Source organism: Marinobacterium sp. LSUCC0821 (genome assembly GCF_012848475.1).
Lineage (GTDB): Bacteria > Pseudomonadota > Gammaproteobacteria > Pseudomonadales > Balneatricaceae > Marinobacterium_E.
Map to the genome: position 1 here is coordinate 823596 of NZ_CP051666.1, position 18787 is coordinate 842382.

Annotated in this window: 16 protein-coding genes; 4 read left to right on the forward strand and 12 right to left on the reverse strand. The window is 49.7% G+C overall.

The genetic code is table 11. The annotated features are described in order from the left end of the window. Positions 1-186: 186 nt before the first annotated feature. Positions 187-837 carry a glutaredoxin 2 gene (gene grxB / locus HH196_RS04035; RefSeq protein WP_169450787.1) on the reverse strand — a complete coding sequence of 217 codons (651 nt, stop codon included), beginning with the start codon at positions 835-837 and terminating at the stop codon, positions 187-189. A gap of 158 nt (positions 838-995) precedes the next feature. Here grxB and HH196_RS04040 point away from each other — a divergent pair, with 158 nt between their 5' ends. The 3 genes from HH196_RS04040 (at position 996) to HH196_RS04050 (ending at position 2889) form a co-directional block, all read left to right on the forward strand. Next, positions 996-1928 carry a DMT family transporter gene (locus HH196_RS04040; protein WP_169450788.1) on the forward strand — a complete coding sequence of 311 codons (933 nt, stop codon included), beginning with the start codon at positions 996-998 and terminating at the stop codon, positions 1926-1928. Position 1929: 1 nt separating this feature from the next. Beyond that, the gene (locus HH196_RS04045) at positions 1930-2385 is read left to right on the forward strand and encodes a PaaI family thioesterase (protein WP_169450789.1); all 456 of its coding nucleotides are present in this window, start codon (positions 1930-1932) and stop codon (positions 2383-2385) included. A 267-nt stretch (positions 2386-2652) separates the two neighbouring features. Next, the gene (locus HH196_RS04050; protein WP_169450790.1) at positions 2653-2889 is read left to right on the forward strand and encodes a hypothetical protein; all 237 of its coding nucleotides are present in this window, start codon (positions 2653-2655) and stop codon (positions 2887-2889) included. Positions 2890-2893: 4 nt separating this feature from the next. On the opposite strand, the gene fba is transcribed toward HH196_RS04050, so the two are convergent. The 9 genes from fba to HH196_RS04095 all read right to left on the reverse strand — a co-directional run bounded on the left by fba (position 2894) and on the right by HH196_RS04095 (position 14682). Further along, positions 2894-3928, reverse strand: coding sequence for a class II fructose-bisphosphate aldolase (gene fba, locus HH196_RS04055; RefSeq protein WP_169450791.1), 1035 nt, complete (start codon positions 3926-3928; stop codon positions 2894-2896). 50 nt (positions 3929-3978) lie between these two features. Beyond that, positions 3979-4671 (reverse strand): HAD family hydrolase, encoded by a 693-nt coding sequence (locus tag HH196_RS04060; protein ID WP_211160816.1) that lies wholly within the window; start codon positions 4669-4671, stop codon positions 3979-3981. A 27-nt stretch (positions 4672-4698) separates the two neighbouring features. Continuing rightward, a complete protein-coding gene (gene tkt / locus HH196_RS04065; protein ID WP_211160835.1) occupies positions 4699-6690 on the reverse strand; it encodes a transketolase in 1992 nt (663 codons plus the stop codon). Between the two features lie 48 nt (positions 6691-6738). Then, the gene (locus HH196_RS04070; protein ID WP_169450792.1) at positions 6739-7620 is read right to left on the reverse strand and encodes a phosphoribulokinase; all 882 of its coding nucleotides are present in this window, start codon (positions 7618-7620) and stop codon (positions 6739-6741) included. Between the two features lie 26 nt (positions 7621-7646). Further along, positions 7647-8738, reverse strand: a complete 1092-nt coding sequence (locus HH196_RS04075; RefSeq protein WP_169450793.1) for a class 1 fructose-bisphosphatase — start codon at positions 8736-8738, stop codon at positions 7647-7649. Positions 8739-8765: 27 nt separating this feature from the next. Continuing rightward, complete coding sequence (locus HH196_RS04080) at positions 8766-9488, reverse strand: HAD-IA family hydrolase (protein ID WP_169450794.1); 723 nt, start codon at positions 9486-9488, stop codon at positions 8766-8768. 489 nt (positions 9489-9977) lie between these two features. After that, positions 9978-12224 carry a nitric oxide reductase activation protein NorD gene (locus HH196_RS04085; protein ID WP_169450795.1) on the reverse strand — a complete coding sequence of 749 codons (2247 nt, stop codon included), beginning with the start codon at positions 12222-12224 and terminating at the stop codon, positions 9978-9980. Between the two features lie 9 nt (positions 12225-12233). Continuing rightward, positions 12234-13016, reverse strand: a complete 783-nt coding sequence (locus tag HH196_RS04090) for a CbbQ/NirQ/NorQ/GpvN family protein (protein ID WP_248276892.1) — start codon at positions 13014-13016, stop codon at positions 12234-12236. A 286-nt stretch (positions 13017-13302) separates the two neighbouring features. Next, positions 13303-14682, reverse strand: a complete 1380-nt coding sequence (locus HH196_RS04095) for a ribulose-bisphosphate carboxylase (RefSeq protein WP_169450797.1) — start codon at positions 14680-14682, stop codon at positions 13303-13305. Positions 14683-14809: 127 nt separating this feature from the next. On the opposite strand from HH196_RS04095, the gene HH196_RS04100 reads away from it, so the two are divergent. Then, positions 14810-15739, forward strand: coding sequence for a LysR family transcriptional regulator (locus tag HH196_RS04100; RefSeq protein ID WP_169450798.1), 930 nt, complete (start codon positions 14810-14812; stop codon positions 15737-15739). A 714-nt stretch (positions 15740-16453) separates the two neighbouring features. Here HH196_RS04100 and HH196_RS04105 read toward each other — a convergent pair. Then, positions 16454-17806, reverse strand: a complete 1353-nt coding sequence (locus tag HH196_RS04105) for a class II 3-deoxy-7-phosphoheptulonate synthase (RefSeq protein ID WP_211160836.1) — start codon at positions 17804-17806, stop codon at positions 16454-16456. Between the two features lie 31 nt (positions 17807-17837). Further along, positions 17838-18785: an AEC family transporter gene (locus tag HH196_RS04110; RefSeq protein WP_169450800.1), complete on the reverse strand. Its 948-nt coding sequence runs from the start codon at positions 18783-18785 to the stop codon at positions 17838-17840. Positions 18786-18787 lie beyond the last annotated feature (2 nt).

Below are 18787 nucleotides of genomic sequence, written 5' to 3' on the forward strand. Positions count from 1 at the left end.
ACGGTTCGCATAATGCGAATCATTTTGATAATCAGAAAGAAATCAACAGAACTAATTTAGATAAGCATAAAATCAAAAGCATGAAGTAAGGTTCATGTCAGGTTGTTGGGCTAATCTGAAACCAGCTGTTGTAAACACCCCTTATTGAGGGGGCAAATCATCGCCCCCTTCTTTTTCTTCTCGCCGTCAAATTGCTCTATCGAAATAGGTATGAGTACCGGTTACCTTAGCAACCTCCTCAACATAAGCACGCACATGCGGTGGGAACTTAAGCCCTTTCACCATCGATAGATTTCTCAAGGTTGGATAGATAAGTACATCGTCCCAACTAATCTGATCACCCTGCTCACTTGGTAATTTAAGTTGAGGCAATTGATTGAAGGCGGCCTCAATCACTGCAATATGTTCAGCTGTTTCTGAGAGCGCTTGGGTAAACGATTTCTCGATAACAGCCTCTTTATTCTTGGTATAAAACTCGACTGCAGATTCAGTAGCAAACTCAGGTAAACCCAGCGCGATACTTCTAGGAAATAGAAGATTGAGCGCTGTCATCATCACACCACCAAGGATACTGGTGTATGGCTCGGCATTACCCCCAGCTAGTACCACCTTGTCCGATGCACCGATTTCATCCAAACGCTTGGCGATATCAAGGCTCTCCCCCATCGCCTGACCATCCTGTTCAAGGATAGGCACCATCTTTGTACCGATCAGATCGATACAGGTCTGGTTGTCGTCATTGAGTAGATAAACCGGTTCAAAGCTCACCTCTTTGTAGTGGGCCATCATGTCGGCACGGACACAAAATGGGCAGTGGTCGTATTGATAAAGTTTCATAACGATTTCCTAAAAGATCCATAAAAATTAATGACCCCATTAGAGCACAGTTCATTTGAATTTAAAGAGTTTGCTGTCACCATCTGAAATTCACTTGATCTTTGTTAGGTTATTTCGCTCAATAGCCTATCTCCATCGATTTAAACTAACGAGGCCGCATGGATCAGCGACTACCCATCGATCAAAAAGCATCCTTACTGATGCTGTTGCTATGCTCTGTCTGGGCGATGCAGCAGGTACTGCTTAAAGCGACCACTCCTGATTTTTCACCTACTCTACAGCTCGCCTTACGCTCTGGTATCGGCGGCGCTTTAGTGATGCTCTTTGTACTTCTCAGAGGCCAGCGTTTTGATCTCAAAAACGGCACGCTTTTACCTGGCTTAGCGGCAGGCTTCCTATTTAGCTTTGAGTTCTTCCTAGTCTCGATTAGCGTTCAGCTCACCAGTGCCGCCCACCTCGTAGTGTTCCTATACACGGCGCCTATCTTTGCGGCACTTGGACTTGCCTACTTCATTCCAAATGAGCGACTCAAGAAACTACAATGGTTTGGCATAGCTCTCGCTTTTGTTGGCATTGCGATCGCTTTTGGCGGCGGGGCCGATCAAAAGAGTATGAGTAATATTATTCTCGGTGATCTATTAGCTCTCCTTGCTGGTGCAAGCTGGGGTGCAACCACAGTTGTAGTGCGGGCTACAAAATTGAGTCAGGCACCTGCAACTCAGACACTTCTCTACCAGCTCATCGCCTGTTTTGTATTACTGCTGGGTGTGGCATGGATCACAGGAGATATGCGATTCAACCCGACACCGCTTGTTTTAGGCAGCCTCTTTTTCCAGGCTGTCATCGTCTCATTTATCAGCTTTCTCGTCTGGTTTTGGCTGCTAAAAACCTACCTTGCATCGCGTCTTGGCGTCTTCTCATTCCTAACACCGCTATTGGGTGTAGTGTTAAGCTCTGTCCTATTAGATGAGCAGATTAGCGAACGATTTATCGGTGGCGCACTCTTGGTGGTATCAGGCATTACCCTAGTCAGTGCACACAGTTTTATCATTCAGCTAGTACAAGGCTCGAAAAAAGAAGCTGAGGGTTAATATGCAGATCGCCATTCAAGACCTATACCCTGAAAGCCATAGTCACTGTTTCGGCTGTGGGCGCTCAAACCAAGATGGCTGGCACCTGAAGAGTTATTTAGCCGGTGATAAAACACTCGCGCACTTCACGCCAAAACCTCAATACACTGGCGGTGTTCCTGGACATCTATACGGCGGCGCAGTTGCCTCCCTACTCGATTGCCACGGTACAGCCTCTGCTGCTGCATTTAGGTATCTTCAAAACCACTCTGATTTAACCGACAGCTCAAAGATCCAACGCCACATCACTGCCCAACTCAATGTTAAATATATCGCCCCAACACCGATGGATGTGGAGTTAACGATAGCTGGCGAGCTGATTTCAATTGAGGGTCGTAAGGTTAAGGTGTTATTAACGCTAAGTGCAGGCGATAAGCTCTGTGCTGAGGCGGAGATGTTGGCGGTTGGGGTTGATTGATTGTTGGTGCCATTCAATGTTGTGGCGATCTTTTCTTTAATAGCTTGGTCAAAAGGCAGATCAAAATCTTAAAAGCTTCGCTTCGCCATTCAGGCTAGCTCCTACCCTCGATCGGACGTGGACGATTGGCACGAGATTCGAATTAGGCACCCTGATTCCCCGTCCGACTGAGAACGAGCACGGTGCTATTTTTCGATTAAAAGCTTGTCAGGCTGAGGCCATGGACGGCCGAAGAGCACAACGGAGGCAGGAAGCCGACTTAATGCCATGGATGGCATGTATTCCGTTAATGCAGGAGCAATTAACGGTTTGTGCGGTCCTGATAAGCTTCAGAAAAAGAGTATCGCGCGCAGTGTGCCGAAGGCCGAAGGAGCGGGGTGTCCTTTTGCTTACTTTTCCGACAAGGGAAAAGTAAGGCTGGCCGACGCCAGTCGGGGAGAACTGTTTTTGATCTTAAAAAAAGGCGCCAAACCAAGCCTGACACCTTTTAAAAACGATCACTAATGGATTAATAGCGTCCCGCCATATCATCCATGCTAATCGGTTTGATCTTGCTTGCCATACCGGCACAGCCGAAGGCATCGAAGCGGTCTTTAACGATTCCGGCAGCAGCCTCTCGGGCTGCGATTAGGAATTTGCGTGGGTCAAATTCGCTGGTATTTTCTGCCATCATACGACGCATTGCACCGGTCATCGCTAGACGAATGTCAGTATCAATATTGACCTTACGCACACCATTGGCGATACCTTTAACGATCTCCTCGACGGGCACACCGTAGGTCGGTTTCAGCTCACCACCAAACTCACGAATAATCGCAAGCCACTCTTGTGGCACTGATGATGAGCCGTGCATTACAAGGTGGGTATTTGGAATCGCTTTATGGATCTCGGCGATACGATCAATCGCTAGAATATCGCCTGTGGGTGGACGGCTAAATTTGTAAGCACCGTGGCTAGTACCAATGGCAATGGCTAGCGCGTCTACGCCCGTCTTAGCAACAAAGTCTTTCGCCTCTGTAGGGTCAGTCAGCATCTGGTCGTGGCTAAGTTTACCAACAGCACCTACACCATCCTCTTCACCCGCTTCACCTGTCTCTAGAGAGCCCAAACAGCCAAGCTCACCTTCAACCGACACACCAACCACATGCGCCATTTCACAGACCTGACGGGTTACATCTACGTTATATTCGTAACTTGCTGGTGTTTTACCATCGCTCATCAACGAGCCATCCATCATGACACTTGAGAAGCCTGAACGGATCGACTGCTGACACTGTGCTGGTGAGGCGCCATGATCCTGATGCAGCACAACTGGCAAGTTCGGATGCGCTTCGATAGCTGCAAGCACTAGGTGGCGAAGATACTGCTCACCTGCGTACTTACGAGCACCAGCAGATGCTTGCAGAATAACTGGGCTATCCATCGATTCTGCAGCCTGCATTATTGCCTGTACTTGCTCTAGGTTGTTGACGTTAAATGCTGGTACCCCGTAGCTGTGTTCAGCTGCGTGATCGAGTACCTGTCGAAGTGATACAAGTGCCATCGTTGGCCTCCATTATTTTGAAAATTCGCTTAGAGCCCTAATCCCTCTGTTTAAGATGCGAGGGATAGGCGCTCTGATAGTTCATTAAAATTACGTATAACCTGGTCTGGGTAGCAGCTCTCAACTGACTCACCCTGGTTGTATCCATATGAGACCAGCCAAACACTCATATCAGCATTTCTTGCAGTCGCAGCATCTAGGGCTGAATCGCCCACATAGAGTGTCTCTTCAGGACCAATTTCAAACTGATACATACAGTCCCGTACTGAAGTAGGGTCTGGTTTTTTAACGGGGAAGCTGTCACCGCCTACAACGATTTCAAAATAGTTGGCAATTCCCATCACATCTAAGATTTTGCGAACTGAGTGGCTCTTTTTGTTGGTCACTACCGCGAGTCTAATCCCACTAGCCTTTAGCCCCTTGAGAGTACTTTTCACTCCCGGGTAGAGCTTACAGGCCGTAGCACAATGCTTTTGATAGTGGCTCTCATAGAGCTCAAGTGCCTCAACCAGTAGATGGCTACCATCCAGCTCCGTTTCTGGAATAGGACTCACCTCTGCTAGCGCTTTAAGAAGCAGCGGTCGCATGCCACGGCCAAACCAAGTCTGTACCTGCGCCTCACTCACCTCAGGGTAATTAAGGCTGCGCAGTGTATCGTTCACTGCGCGGGTTACCTCTGTTACGGTATCAACGAGGGTGCCATCAAGATCAAAGAGAATTCCACGCCACTGCTTATGTAACACCCTAGGCTCCTAAAGTACGGCCAAGTTTTAAACGCGCGCTCTAACAGCGTCGGCTACCGCCTCTACCGTAATGCCAAAGTGCTTATAGAGCACTGGGGCTGGAGCTGAGTCGCCAAAGGTATCGATACCCACTACTGCACCCTTACGGCCAACGTACTTACGCCAGAAATCAGTATGTGCGGCTTCGACAGCCACAGCTGGAATATCAGAAGGGATCACACTCTCCTGATATGCATCTGACTGACGATCGAAGATATTGGTACAAGGCATTGAAATCACACGGGTTGCGATACCTTCAGACGCAAGCTGTTTTTGAGCTTCTAGTGCTAGCTGCACCTCAGAACCGGTACCGATGATGATCGCCTTTGGAGTATCAGCATCCGAAAGGATGTAGCCCCCTTTACGTACTTTTTCAGCATCAGCAGGATTAGTTAGCAGTTGCGGCATACCCTGACGAGAGAGTGCCATCGCGGTTGGACCATCCTGTCGCTCAACAGCACTAGCCCAAGCGACAGCGGTCTCTAACCCATCGGCCGGACGCCACATATCCAAACCTGGAATAATACGCAGGCTTGGTACATGTTCGATACTCTGGTGAGTTGGGCCATCTTCGCCCAGTCCGATTGAGTCATGAGTAAAGACATGAATCACACGCTGGTGCATCAGTGCTGCCATACGAATAGCATTACGGCTGTAGTCACTGAATGTGAGGAAGGTACCGCCATAAGGGATGTAGCCGCCATGCAGGGCAACACCATTCATAATTGCAGCCATACCGAACTCGCGCACACCGTAGGATAGATGGTTACCCCACTTATCTCGGCCAGCTAAGGTACAGCCTTTAAAGTTTGTTAGGTTAGAACCAGTTAGATCGGCACTACCGCCAAAGAACTCTGGCACCAGCGGCGCAATCGCATCCAAGGCGTTCTGACTAGCCTTACGTGTCGCTACAGGTGAATCATTTGCGGCAATAGCAGCAAACACATCGGCAATTTTAGCTTGGTAGTCACTGCTAAGATCACCGCTCATGCGACGCGTAAACTCATCCGCCTTTTGTGGGTAGGCTGCCGCATAATCTTCAAAACGTTTAAACCAGCAGGACTCTGCAGCAGCGCCTGATTCACGGCAATCCCAAGCAGCCATAACCTCTGTTGGAATTTCAAATGGAGCGTGTGGCCAATTAAGCGCATCACGGGTAGCTGCGATCTCATCAGCACCAAGTGCAGCACCGTGAACATCGTGCGTACCCGCCTTGTTTGGCGAACCCATACCGATCACCGTCTTAGTACAGATAAGTGTCGGTTTACCATTATCAGTAGCACCCTGAGCTTTAGCCGCCCTAATAGCTGCATCAACGGCAGCAGCATCATGGCCATCAACGTTGCGAATAACATTCCAGCCATAGGCTTCAAAACGAGCTGGCGTATCATCCGCAAACCAACCCTGAACATGGCCATCAATCGAGATACCGTTGTCATCATAGATCGCGACCAGCTTAGACAGACGCAAGGTACCTGCTAGCGAACATGCCTCATGGCTAATGCCCTCCATCATGCAGCCATCACCCAAGAAACAGTAGGTGAAGTGGTCAACAATCTTATGGCCTGCTTCATTAAACTCAGATGCCAGCATCTTCTCAGCTAGCGCAAAACCCACAGCGTTGGTGATACCCTGCCCTAGCGGACCAGTGGTCGTCTCAACACCAGCAGTGACACCCACCTCTGGGTGACCCGGGGTCTTGCTGTGAAGCTGGCGGAAGTTCTTTAGCTCTTCAATGGGTAGGTCATAACCGGTTAGGTGTAGGAGCGAGTAGATCAACATAGATCCGTGGCCGTTTGATAGTACAAAGCGGTCACGGTCTGCCCAGTTGGGGTTGTTTGGGTTGTGCTTCAGATGGCGACTCCAGAGAACCTCTGCAATCTCTGCCATACCCATAGGGGCACCAGGGTGACCCGATTTAGCGGCTTCTACTGCATCAATTGAGAGAAAGCGAATCGCATTCGCCATCAGGTTAGCCATGGTTGGGGTGGGTGCTGCCTTAGTCACTGCTGCGCTCCTTTAAATGAATTAATTACCAAGGGCGCGCTGACGGCGCTCCATCATACGCCACACAAATGGCGTAAAGATTAGCTGCATAGCAAGTTCCATTTTGCCGCCCGGTACCACAATAGTATTGGCACGTGACATAAAGCTGCCGCTGATCATGTTTAGTAGGTACTGGAAATCGATCCCTTTAGGATTTGCAAAACGGATAATCACCATACTCTCGTCTGCCGACGGGATATCGCGAGCGATAAACGGGTTTGAGGTATCGACCATCGGCACACGCTGGAAGTTAACGTGGGTGTGCTCAAACTGAGGGCAGATGTAGTGGATGTAGTCCGGCATACGACGAAGAATGGTATCGGTCACCGCCTCAGCACTGTAACCGCGCTGATTCTTATCGCGCCAGAGTTTCTGCGTCCACTCAAGGTTAATAACGGGTACTACACCAATACGTAGATCTGGGTATTGTGCGATGTTATTCGACTCGGTTTTCACCGCACCATGTAACCCCTCATAGAAAAGGATATCGGTGTCGTTTGGAATATCTTCCCAGGGAGTAAAAGTACCAGCCTGCTGGCCATAAGGCTCCGCCTCTTCATCATTGTGAAGGTAGAGACGCTTACGACCAGTACCGTTCTCGCTGTATGTCTTAAAGAGGTTCTCAAGATCATCAAAAAGGTTATTCTCTGGACCAAAGTGGCTAAGGTGCTTATTACCCTGCGCTTCCGCCTGCTCGAGTTGCTTCTTCATTTCGACACGGTCGTAACGGTGGAAACTATCCCCTTCAACGATCGCTGCCTTTACATTTTCACGGCGAAAAATATTAGAGAAGGTACGCGTTACTGTTGATGTGCCCGCACCAGAGGAGCCGGTGATTGCAATAATTGGGTGACGTTCTGACATTTCAAATCTCCAAATGGGTATAGGGCTTAGTCTCGGAAAAGACTACGCTCTGCAAAGAGTGGGATCTCTGAATCACGAGATTTCTGTGGCTCGGCGTGGTAGCGCTCAATGCGCTCAACTTCATTTTTAGAACCAAAAACCAAGCCAATGCGCTGATGCAAACCTGAGGGCTTCACATCAAGTACCGGAACATGCCCAGTACTCGCGCGACCGCCCGCCTGCTCCATAATCATGCCTACCGGGTTTGCTTCGTAGAGTAGACGCAACTTGCCCGCTTTACTTGGATCTTTGGTATCGCGCGGATACATGAAGACGCCTCCACGCATCAAAATACGGTGCGCCTCGGCAACCATCGAAGCGATCCAGCGCATGTTGAAATCTTTACCGCGTGGGCCTGTTTTTCCTGCCAAACACTCATCAACATATCGTTTAACTGGTGCTTCCCAGAAACGGCTGTTAGAGGTGTTGATAGCGAACTCTTGAGTATCTTCAGGAATCGTAAGATTGGGGTGAGTTAACATAAATTCACCTAGCGTAGGGTCTAGGGTGAAGCCCACTACACCGTTACCCACTGTAAGAATGAGCATGGTCGATGGACCATAAAGCGCATAGCCCGCAGCGACCTGCTTAGAGCCTGGCTGCAAGAAGGCTTCGTGTGAAATTGGCGTAGGCTCATCATCTGCAGCACGCAGAATTGAGAAGATACTGCCTACAGAGACGTTTACATCGATATTTGATGAGCCATCAAGTGGATCGAAAACCAACAGGTAGCGCCCCTTTGGATAGCCCTCAGGTATATCTAGTGGATCATCCATCTCTTCAGACGCCATGCCTAATAGATGACCGCCCCACTCGTTGGTTTTGATGAAGAGATCATTACTGAGGACATCCAGCTTCTTCTGCGCTTCACCTTGGATATTAATGCTGCCACCCTCTTCGGCGTTGTGCTCTCCATGAAGCCCAGCCAGCTCCCCATAGGCGACCGCTTTTGAGATCTGCTTACACGCCATCGCAACATCCAAGATCAGTGCGTTAAAATCACCGCTGGCACCGGGGTAGCGGCGACGCTCTTCGATAAGGTATTGCGTCAGCGTGGTTCGGTTCGTTCTAAATGGCATAGTGAGGCACCTGAAGTATTATTAAAATTAGTAGTGGGCGATCATATCGAGCAGATTTTCTAAGCGGCGGAGATTGATCTCCTCCATGCTTGAGATCACCTTAGCAGCACCAGAGAAGTCGTGCTCTATAGAGAATTCATTCGGAGTAATAACCGTCGCAATGCCAGCCGCAGTGGCGGCTCTCAACCCGTTCGCAGTATCTTCAAAGGCGATACACTCCCTAGGCTCTACACCAAGCCGCTCAACAGCTTGGATGTAGACACTTGGATCGGGTTTTTTATGTGGTGCCGTCTCGGCATCTTCAACAACAGCAAAGGTTTGACGCCAATCAGCACCGAGTGCATTAGAGAGCAGCGCTTCAATGTTAGCGGGGCTAGTCGTGGTTGCGATGGCAAGCGTAATATCAGCCTCTTTCGCTGACTGGATCATCTCGAGCACACCAGGGCGCATACTCACCCTGCCCTCAGCGACCATCCGCTCATAAGCTGCCGTTTTGGTTTTATGCAGTTTAGGGACTAGTGTCTCGATCTCATCTTTAGAAGGTTTATTTGCCCCATCTTCAAGCGATGACCAGTAGTGATGCATCCGCTCCTTACCCCCAGAAACCTTCAACAAGTCTGTGTAGGTAGGCAGATCCCAATACCAATCGAGCCCCGCACCAGAGAAGGCCTCATTGAAGGCGTTCATGTGAGCCACTTCGGTATCAGCAAGCGTGCCGTCAACATCAAAGATGATCGCTTTAAGAGTCATAAATAGAGGTCGGTTATATTCTTATAAAGTTTTTTCCTAAGACCCACTGTATGAATCGAGAAGAGTAAGCGCAATTAAAATTAGGTTTAGCGTTGATTAAGGTTTTTGTTAATTATTGATTGGCGCCATTTGTCGCGGCGCTCCTACGGAGTATTTCCAGAGCCACGTAGGAACGCATTCGCCAAAGGCGAAGCCGCGATCACACCGAAAAGCGGTGTGTATCCCCAAACGTAACGATTCACCAAGCCTCTGAAACAAACACCCAATAAAATAATTTCGGTACGAGGTTACATTTTTAATTTCGCGGCTTCCCGCTTCGCGTGAATGCGCTCCTACGGAGTATTTTCAGGGCCGCGTAGGAGCGCATTCGCCAAAGGCGAAGCCGCGATCACAAGGTGAAACCTTGTGTATTCCCAAGCGTGACGATTCACCAGGCCTATCAAACCTGTACACAATAAAATAATTCTCGGCGCGAGATTTAAGCTCGAATCAATTCGTCAACCGAAGAAACAGCGAGGTCAGCGCTTCTGGAAGCGATTCAATACGATCGACAATGGTGGTGTGTTCACCGAAAACAGCGCGGGTCTGCTCTTCGGTTTTGGGGTCGAGATGGATACACCAAACAAAGATGCCTTGTGCCTGTAGTTGGGTCACTGCGTGCCGTGCATCTGCAATTAGATAGTCTGGATCCGACACATCAATATCGCTTGGCTCACCATCAGTCAGTATCAATAGCAGCTTTTTAACGTTTTTACGTGCCTTTAAACCCTCGCCTGCATGACGAAGTGCTGCTCCCATGCGCGTTGAGTAGGCTGGCTCTATGGCGGCCAGTCTCGCCTTGATTGAATCATCCCAAGACTCACTGAAGCCCTTGATATGCGAATAGAGAACCTGGTCACGGGTATTGGACTGGAAACCCGCAATTGAGAAATCATCGTTGAGCGCATCCATAGCCCAGCCCAGTAAGGCAACCGCCTCCTGACTTACAGAGAGGATCGTTTTATCACTCCCTTCGATGGGGTCATTAAGAGACGCGGATAGATCCATCAAGAGTGAAGTTGCGATATCACGTCCACCAGTTACATGGTGCTGCTCGATTCTAGGATCAGGTGTATGCCCTCCCCGCCAGTCGGTGTAGGCCTGAAGTGCAATATCCAAATCAAGATCACTGCCAAACTCCAAATGGCGAACACGGTAACGATCTTGCGGTTTAAGAAGATCCAACACCTGACGCAAACGGTTCGCCAACCCTTTATGGTTATCCAAGAGCTGATCTATTTCTGATGCTGCACCGCTGGCATGCAGGCGTGCATAGAGTGATACCCAATCAGGGCGCTCCGACTCAGTTTGGTAATCCCACTCTGGATAGAGTTGAGGCGGCAGTTCTGAGACATCCTCTTGATGGTTCGACTGGGACGGTTGGGTATCCTCCTCATCACCCTCTTCGATGAAGGTCCAGAGGTGGCGGTTATCGTCACGCCACTCGACGAGGGTATGATCAAAATAGACAGTGGGCTGCTGGTCGCTCTGTTCACGCGTAACAGCGACAAACCGCAACGCCATCGACGCCAAATCCCGAGCTGATATATCCGCCTCTAACGCATTTATAAATGGCTCATAGAACGCACATCCTTTCGAGTGTCCTAGGCGTTCTGGCTGACGATAGAGCACCGCTGCCGAGAATACTGCCAAGCGATGGCGCACCGCTGAGTAGTGCGAGGTATCACACTGCTCGATCCAAGCATCGGGGTGAATAGTTTGCATCCATGTGCGGAGCCCCGGAAACTCATTATAGAGCTTCTCATCCACTCGAATGTCTTCAAACCACTCAACGGCCATTCGCTGTAGGGGACTCCAGTTATCCGCCACCATCGACTCTGAGTAGCGCTGGTGAGCCACCATGTGCGCCGCCATAAGTGAGTAACGTTGCAGGGGTGTTAGTTGCGATTGCTCATCTAGAATCGCTGGCAAACCGAGCAATGAATCGACCATTGCCGGAACGGTAAAACTTAACTCCTCTCGTGGCGGTTCAACAGCAGTGATATCGGGATCTTGCCCCCATAGCGCTTGGATAAAGTACCGAATCCGCTTTTCATAGTCATGAAGTTTAGCCCCAGGTCTAAAGCGCTGAAGCGCCGCCGAAGAGTCCTTAGTCTCAAGAGCGAAGTAAGTGCTGAGGTAGTCTGGGCGTTGTTGACTGGTTTGGATACCAAACTGACACCATTGGCGTATCCCCTTAGCATCAAGCACATTCGCTAGGCGCGGCAACATAGCAAAAAATGGCGGAAGTGCAGCGCTAGGCTCAACAGCTTGGCGACCATGGATAGAGACGGTTGAAGCTGACTCAAGCCATGCAATGGTATCAATCAGCGCTTCAAACTCTGCAGGTGAATCGGGTTTAACTGTGAGGAACTTAGTCAACGCCTCTAGTAGCGCAGGGATTGATTTGTTGTTGATCGATTTTTGAAACTTAAGCAGGGTGTACCAGACTGACTGCGCAGCTTCGGCATTACTATTGAGAAGTATGGGCGCATAGTTGAGCCAGGCGATAACAGGATCCGCCCCCCTACCCCATTTTGATATCTCTAGGGCCCGCTCGTGCCACCAGCGCAGTTGCTGCTGACCTAACAGATGGGACGCAGTAGGCCATACCTGCTCAAATGTATCTGCGATACCTGGAAGAGCATTTTCGAATGACACTGCGTAGGAATCAAAATTGGCATTCAAATCAGCCATATTCGAGACCTAGATTAGAATCGCATCGATAGTTTGCTGCAGCGTCTCTGCAATCTCTGGGTCGTCAGTCACTGGCTGTACCAACGCCATTTTGCAGGCTATTGCCGGTGCTATACCCTGCTTGATTAGCGATGCTGCGTAGACAAGAAGACGGGTAGATGCTCCTTCAGCCAAACCGTGTCCTTTAAGACCACGAGAGGCATGGGCAACCTTAACAAGCTGCATAGCCGTTGCTGAATCTATACCTGTTTCAGCCTGAATAATCCCAGCCTCTTGTTCAGCCTGTGGGTAGTCAAAGGCAAAAGATACAAAGCGCTGCTTGGTCGACGGCTTAAGATCTTTAATCAAACTCTGGTAACCAGGGTTATAGGAGATCACTAAAGCAAAATCGGGATGGGCATCAATCACCTCTCCGGTCTTGTCGATCGGCATCTGACGACGGTGATCAGTCAGCGCATGGATAACAACAGTAGTATCAGCACGTGCCTCTACCACCTCATCGAGGTAACAGATCGCACCTTCACGCGCTGCACGTGTTAAAGGGCCATCCTGCCAGCGAGTACCATTACCATCTAATAAGAAGCGCCCCACTAGATCAGAGGCGGTCATATCTTCGTTACAGGAAACCGTAATCAGCGGACGTCCCAACCTCCAAGCCATGTGTTCAACAAATCGTGACTTACCACAACCCGTCGGGCCCTTAAGCATCACAGGTAGACGCGCAGCATAGGCCGCTTCAAAGAGCCCAATCTCGTCGCCTTGTTCTAGGTATACCGGTTCTTTTTCGATCATGGACATAAGGAGTACCTTTTGCAGAGTAGCGTAGGAGCGCATTCGCCGAAGGCGAAGCCGCGAAAAATAAAATACGAATTACGTGCCATTAATTGTTTTTGTTTGCATTTTTAAAAGACATGTTTACCCGTCGCGTTTGGGAATACACAACATTTCACGTTTTGATCGCGGCTTCCTGCTTTGCAGGAATGCGCTCCTACGGTGTATTTTCGAAGTCCCGTAGGAGCGCATTGGCGCAGAGCGCCAAGCCGCGAACAAAAATGCCGGGGGATACCCCCGGCATTTATTATCGATGGCCCTTAAGCTTATCGCGCCAGCCTGGGAACAGCTTATCTGCATCGCCTGGGAATGACTCGAATGCGCGGGCAAATTCACGGTGCTCTTTCGCCCACTCGATTGGGTCGGCACCCGCCTTCCAACATTCGTATGCCTGACGTAGTGATGTAGCACCTGCTGCTGGGCTATCGATGTGGCCGTATGAACCACCACCCGACGTGTTAATGACGTTACCGTGGCCAAGGTTCTCAAAGAAGCCTGGTAGACGCAGTGCGTTCATACCACCTGAGATGATTGGCGTGGTTGGACGCATGCCATACCACTCTTGATGATAAACAGGACCCTGGTAGCTATCACGCTCAATCACGTATGCAATAGCACGGTCATCCGCATCCCCTTCCATTTTGCCGTAGCCCATTGTACCCACGTGGATACCAGAGGCACCCTGTAGACGAGAGAGCTTCGCCAAGACGTATGCATCATAACCACGTTTAGAGCTTGGGCTTGTAACCGCTCCATGACCTGCACGGTGGTAATGCAAATACTGTGATGGATACTGGCGACGTGCCGTAGTAACCATACCTGGACCACCGACATAACCATCAACCAAAAAGGCCACTTTGTTCGCATCTGGACCGAAAGTTTCAAGAATATAGTCTGCACGAGCACACATCTCATAATGGTCGTCTGCAGTGATATTAGCCGAGAAAAGTTTCGCCTGCCCGGTCTCATCCATCGCACGTTTCATTGCATCAACAACTAAAGGCATAACCTTTTTCATCGGCGCAAAGGTCTGGTTACCCTGCGGCTCATCGTTCTTAATGAAGTCTCCGCCTAACCAAAACTCATACGCAGCTTTTGCGAATGGCTCAGGGCGAAGACCCAGCTTAGGTTTGATAATCGTACCTGCAATGTAACCACCATCTTTACGAGGACGGTCTAGAATCTCCCAAAGATCTGTGATGTCACGCGAAGGGCCATCAAAAAGACGAATCATTTCGCGAGGAGCATAGAAATCGTAAATTTTCGCGTGCTCAATATCTCCCATACCCTGGTTGTTACCAATGATAAGGGTAAGGAGTGAAACAGCCATCATACGACCATCAGTTAAGTTTCGGTCGAACAAATCAATAGGGTATGCAATACGCATATCCTCAGTCGCTTCATCAATGTGATAGACCAGGGCATCAACACCTTTAGTAAAGTCATCAGTTGTAGAGACCTCTACGTTAGTCCCTGTTGAAGACTCAGCGGCAAAGTGCGCTGCAGCCTCAAGATAACCGTAACCGGCTTTAGGTTTCATTCGGTAAGCAACAAGCAAGTGTTTACCACCATCCATCAAATCTTGTTCATTCAATGATAGGTCTGCGTAGCGTGCTGACTGGTCCATAACTGGCTCCTATTCTTATAAATCTTTCCAATACAATCTGTTTGTATTGGGTATGGGTTGACTTTAAGGGAGTAGCTTAGATAAGGTAAATTAAATTCTAATACCACTTTAATTAAGAGATTAGTTAATGAAGAACGCAACCTTTAGACAACTTAGGGTATTCAATGAGGTCGCTAAACACCTCAGTTTTATCCGAGCAGCCGAGGCGCTCTACCTCACTCCACCCGCTGTCACCATGCAGATTAAGGAGTTGGAGAACAACGTCGGCATGGCGCTGTTCGACCGCACCGGTAAGAAGGTCAGCCTCACTACCGCTGGCGAATATATGCTGGTTTATGCACGTCGAATACTTGCAACAGTTAAAGATGCTGAAGATGCCGCCGCCCGCCTTCAGCACGCAGAGGCTGGGATACTGACCATCGGCATGGTCGGTACCGCCAAGTACTTCATGATGAATCTGCTGGCGGAATTTAAGTCCCGTCATGAGGGTGTAGAGATTCGATTAGAGATGGGTAACCGCGAACAACTGGTTAACCTTTTACAAAACAATGAAGTAGATATCGCGGTAATGGGCCGCCCACCAAAAGAGCTACGCACCCGTGCAGAGCCCTTCGCTGCTCACCCACATGTCTTTATTGCATCGACTAAAAACCCGCTACTCATCGAGAGCCGATCAAACAAACTGGCCCTAGAGGAGCTTCGACACCAGCAGCTGATTGTGCGTGAACAGGGCTCTGGAACTCGCGCAGCAATGGAGCGCTTCTTTGAAGAGGGACATATCGAGCCGACGCACCGCATGCAGTTACAGTCGAATGAGACAATTAAGCAGGCGGTTATGGCTAACCTTGGTATTGGCTTTGTTTCCCTCCACACCATCGCACTGGAGCTGGAGAACAATAAGCTAGGCGTATTGGAAGTGGATGGAGCCCCCATAGTACGTGCTTGGAACCTAGTCCACACCCGTTCGAAGATGCTCTCCCCAGCAGCAGAAGCGTTCCGCTACTTCATGCTAGAAGAGGCAGAGGCGTTTCTAGCACAGCAGTTTGGTGCGTTGTAATTTAGGAGCGTAATTACTCAGGCTCCTGCCCTCGCCCTTCGGGCCAGCCAAAGCTGTTAAAAATGGGGGCAGAGCCCGGTGTTAGAGTCTAAAGCAAGAGCAAAATCAAAAGCGAACACCCTGTCTCAGGGCAGTTTTTAAAGATCAAAAGCAATTCTACCCGACTGGCGTCGGTCAGCCATACTTTTCCCTTGTCGGAAAAGTATGCAAAAGGACACCCCGCTCCTTCGGCCTTCGACACACTGCGCGCGATACTCTTTTTCTGAAGCTTATCAGGACCGCACAAAGTCGGCTTCCTGCCTCCGTTGTGCTCTTCGGCCGTCCATGGCCTTAGCCTGAAAAGCTCTTAACCGAAAAAAAGCACCGTGCTCGTTCTCAGTCGGACGGGGAACAGGGGTGCCTAATTCGAATCTCGTGCCAGCCGTCCACGTCCGATCGAGAGTAGGAGCTAGCCTGAAAGGCGAAGCGAAGCTTTTAATATTTCGCTTCGCCCTGTGGGCTAGCTCCTACAAAAATCATTGAACGGAGCGTGCCGCAGGCCGAGTGAGCGTGGTCAATTTTTATAACCATGGATGGTTGGTATACCGAAAATGCAGGACGCAATTTTCGGTGAGGGTACTTTTTGCTGACCAAAAAGTACCCATGGCCAGCCTTTAGGCTGGGTATTCGCCTTTGATCTTAAAAAAGCACCAAAGGCGAAACCATTATTCAAAATTAAGCTCTAGCCTGCTTCAACGTATCCGCAATCAAGAACGCTAGTTCAAGTGATTGGTCGGCGTTGAGGCGTGGGTCACACTGGGTGATGTAGCGATCGGCAAGGGCTGATTCTGTGATCTGGTAAGCACCGCCGACACACTCGGTCACATGGTTACCGGTCATCTCGAAGTGGACACCGCCTGCGTAGCACCCTTCTGAACCCAGAATCTGGAAGAAGGATTTGATCTCGCTTAGGATGGAATCAACCGAACGGGTCTTGTAGCCGTTGCTCGCTTTGATGGTATTACCGTGCATTGGGTCTGAACTCCAAACCACATTGGCACCCAACTCTTTAACTGAGCGCGCAAGCTGCGGTAGATGATCACCAATTTTCTCGGCACCCATACGTGCAATCAGGTTTATGCGTCCTGCTTCGTTTTCTGGATTTAGGATATCTAAAAGGCGTTTTAGATCCTCAACCTGGGTCGTAGGCCCCACTTTAATGCCGATAGGGTTAGCAACACCACGCAAGAACTCCACATGAGCATGATCTGGCTGACGTGTACGATCGCCGATCCATAGCATATGCGCAGAACAGTCGTACCAGCCGCCAGTTAAACTATCCTGGCGCGTTAGCGCTTGTTCGTAAGGTAATAGCAGTGACTCGTGCGATGTGTAGAGTGTCGTCTCAGTCAGCTGTGGGGTATTGCTTGAGTTCAATCCACAGGCCGCCATAAATGCGAGCGCCTGATCAATCTGTGCAGCCAGTGCTTCATACTTCTCATGCGCTGGAGACTGCGATACGAACCCCTGGTTCCACTTGTGAACCTGATGCAGATCTGCAAAACCACCGCGAGAGAAGGCACGCAACAGGTTAAGCGTTGATGCCGACTGATGGTAAGCCGAGAGCATGCGCTGCGGATCAGGAATACGTGCCTCTGCTGTAAAATCAGGGCTATTCACATTATCGCCACGGTAGCTTGGTAGTTCGATACCATCGATCACTTCAGTATCACTTGAGCGTGGCTTAGCGAACTGACCTGCGATTCGCCCTACTTTAACAACAGGACAACCGCCAGAAAATGCGAGTACCACCGCCATCTGCATTAGCAGCTTAAAAGTATCTTTAATCTTATCCGCGCTAAACTCGCTAAAGCTCTCTGCACAGTCACCACCCTGCAAAAGAAACGCTTCACCACGACTCACACGCGCCAGATCAGATTTAAGAGAGCGGATCTCACCGGCAAACACCAATGGTGGCTGCGCTTTGAGCTGCTGTTCAACCGATGCTAGGGCATCAGAATCTGGGTAGGTTGGTAGCTGCTTAACCGGCAGTTGACGCCAGCTGGCAGGGCTCCATGAAGTCATGATTTACATCCTTATATTGTGGTGATTTAAACATTTAGATCCACGCTAGGACCTGCAAGATATACAAACCGAGCGTAATCGTAAACATTGAAGCAAAAGTCGTTAGTACAATGACGTTAGCGGCAAGCTCTGCATCATCGCCTGAAATCTTCGCCATCACATAACTGGCGGCTGCAGTTGGCGCTGCTAGAAATAGGAACAACACACCCAGCTCCATTCCACTGATGCCGATATACCAACCAATTGCAGTGAAAAGCATAGGCACCCACACCAACTTAGTCAGGGTCGCATGCACGGCTAATACGCCAGTTGTTTGAAAGGCTTTAAACGAGAGTGTGGCACCAATACATAAAAGCGCCAGCGGAAGAGTCATCGAGCCAAACAACTCGCCAGAGTGAATCAGCCATTTAGGCAACTGCAGCCCACTTAATGAGAGCACAACCCCGATCATCACACCGACGATCATCGGATTAAGCACCACCTCTTTAGCCACCTTCATTGGGGTTGGGCGATAACGGGTACTCAATACGGAGAAAACAACCACAGCGATAGCGTTGTTCACTACACCTGAGATACCTGCCATAAGGCCCGCCATCTGCAGCGCCTGATCACCATAAAAGCTCAGCGTTAGCGCCAGAGCAATAATCCCTTGGTTGCCACGAAAAGCAGCCTGAATGAATACCGCACGCTGATCGGAACGAATCCAACGCGCCGCGATAACCCAGCAGATCACCGTTGTTAAGAGAGTGGCGAGAATATAGAAACCGAATAGTTTCGACTCAAGCAGAGCCGGCACATTGGCTTTAAGCACCGCCATCCCCAATAAGGTTGGCAGGGTCGCTTTATAGACAAGCAGCGATGCACCCGAAATAAACTCATCACTGAGCAGGTGTAAGCGCTTTAAAACAAGGCCAATAATAACAAGTGAGAAGATGGGCGCAGTCACAGCGAAGATCTGCGCCAAGAGCTCTAGGTGGTCCATTT

What these genes read in the sequence shown, in the direction of transcription:
- fba (WP_169450791.1), bottom strand. Translation starts at nt 3,928, where the DNA reads ATGGCACTTGTATCACTTCGACAGGTACTCGATCACGCAGCTGAACAC.
- HH196_RS04045 (WP_169450789.1), top strand. Translation starts at nt 1,930, where the DNA reads ATGCAGATCGCCATTCAAGACCTATACCCTGAAAGCCATAGTCACTGT.
- HH196_RS04080 (WP_169450794.1), bottom strand. Translation starts at nt 9,488, where the DNA reads ATGACTCTTAAAGCGATCATCTTTGATGTTGACGGCACGCTTGCTGAT.
- HH196_RS04100 (WP_169450798.1), top strand. Translation starts at nt 14,810, where the DNA reads ATGAAGAACGCAACCTTTAGACAACTTAGGGTATTCAATGAGGTCGCT.
- grxB (WP_169450787.1), bottom strand. Translation starts at nt 837, where the DNA reads ATGAAACTTTATCAATACGACCACTGCCCATTTTGTGTCCGTGCCGAC.
- HH196_RS04070 (WP_169450792.1), bottom strand. Translation starts at nt 7,620, where the DNA reads ATGTCAGAACGTCACCCAATTATTGCAATCACCGGCTCCTCTGGTGCG.
- HH196_RS04095 (WP_169450797.1), bottom strand. Translation starts at nt 14,682, where the DNA reads ATGGACCAGTCAGCACGCTACGCAGACCTATCATTGAATGAACAAGAT.
- HH196_RS04040 (WP_169450788.1), top strand. Translation starts at nt 996, where the DNA reads ATGGATCAGCGACTACCCATCGATCAAAAAGCATCCTTACTGATGCTG.
- HH196_RS04050 (WP_169450790.1), top strand. Translation starts at nt 2,653, where the DNA reads ATGGATGGCATGTATTCCGTTAATGCAGGAGCAATTAACGGTTTGTGC.
- HH196_RS04075 (WP_169450793.1), bottom strand. Translation starts at nt 8,738, where the DNA reads ATGCCATTTAGAACGAACCGAACCACGCTGACGCAATACCTTATCGAA.
- HH196_RS04090 (WP_248276892.1), bottom strand. Translation starts at nt 13,016, where the DNA reads ATGATCGAAAAAGAACCGGTATACCTAGAACAAGGCGACGAGATTGGG.
- HH196_RS04110 (WP_169450800.1), bottom strand. Translation starts at nt 18,785, where the DNA reads ATGGACCACCTAGAGCTCTTGGCGCAGATCTTCGCTGTGACTGCGCCC.
- HH196_RS04085 (WP_169450795.1), bottom strand. Translation starts at nt 12,224, where the DNA reads ATGGCTGATTTGAATGCCAATTTTGATTCCTACGCAGTGTCATTCGAA.
- tkt (WP_211160835.1), bottom strand. Translation starts at nt 6,690, where the DNA reads ATGGCTAACCTGATGGCGAATGCGATTCGCTTTCTCTCAATTGATGCA.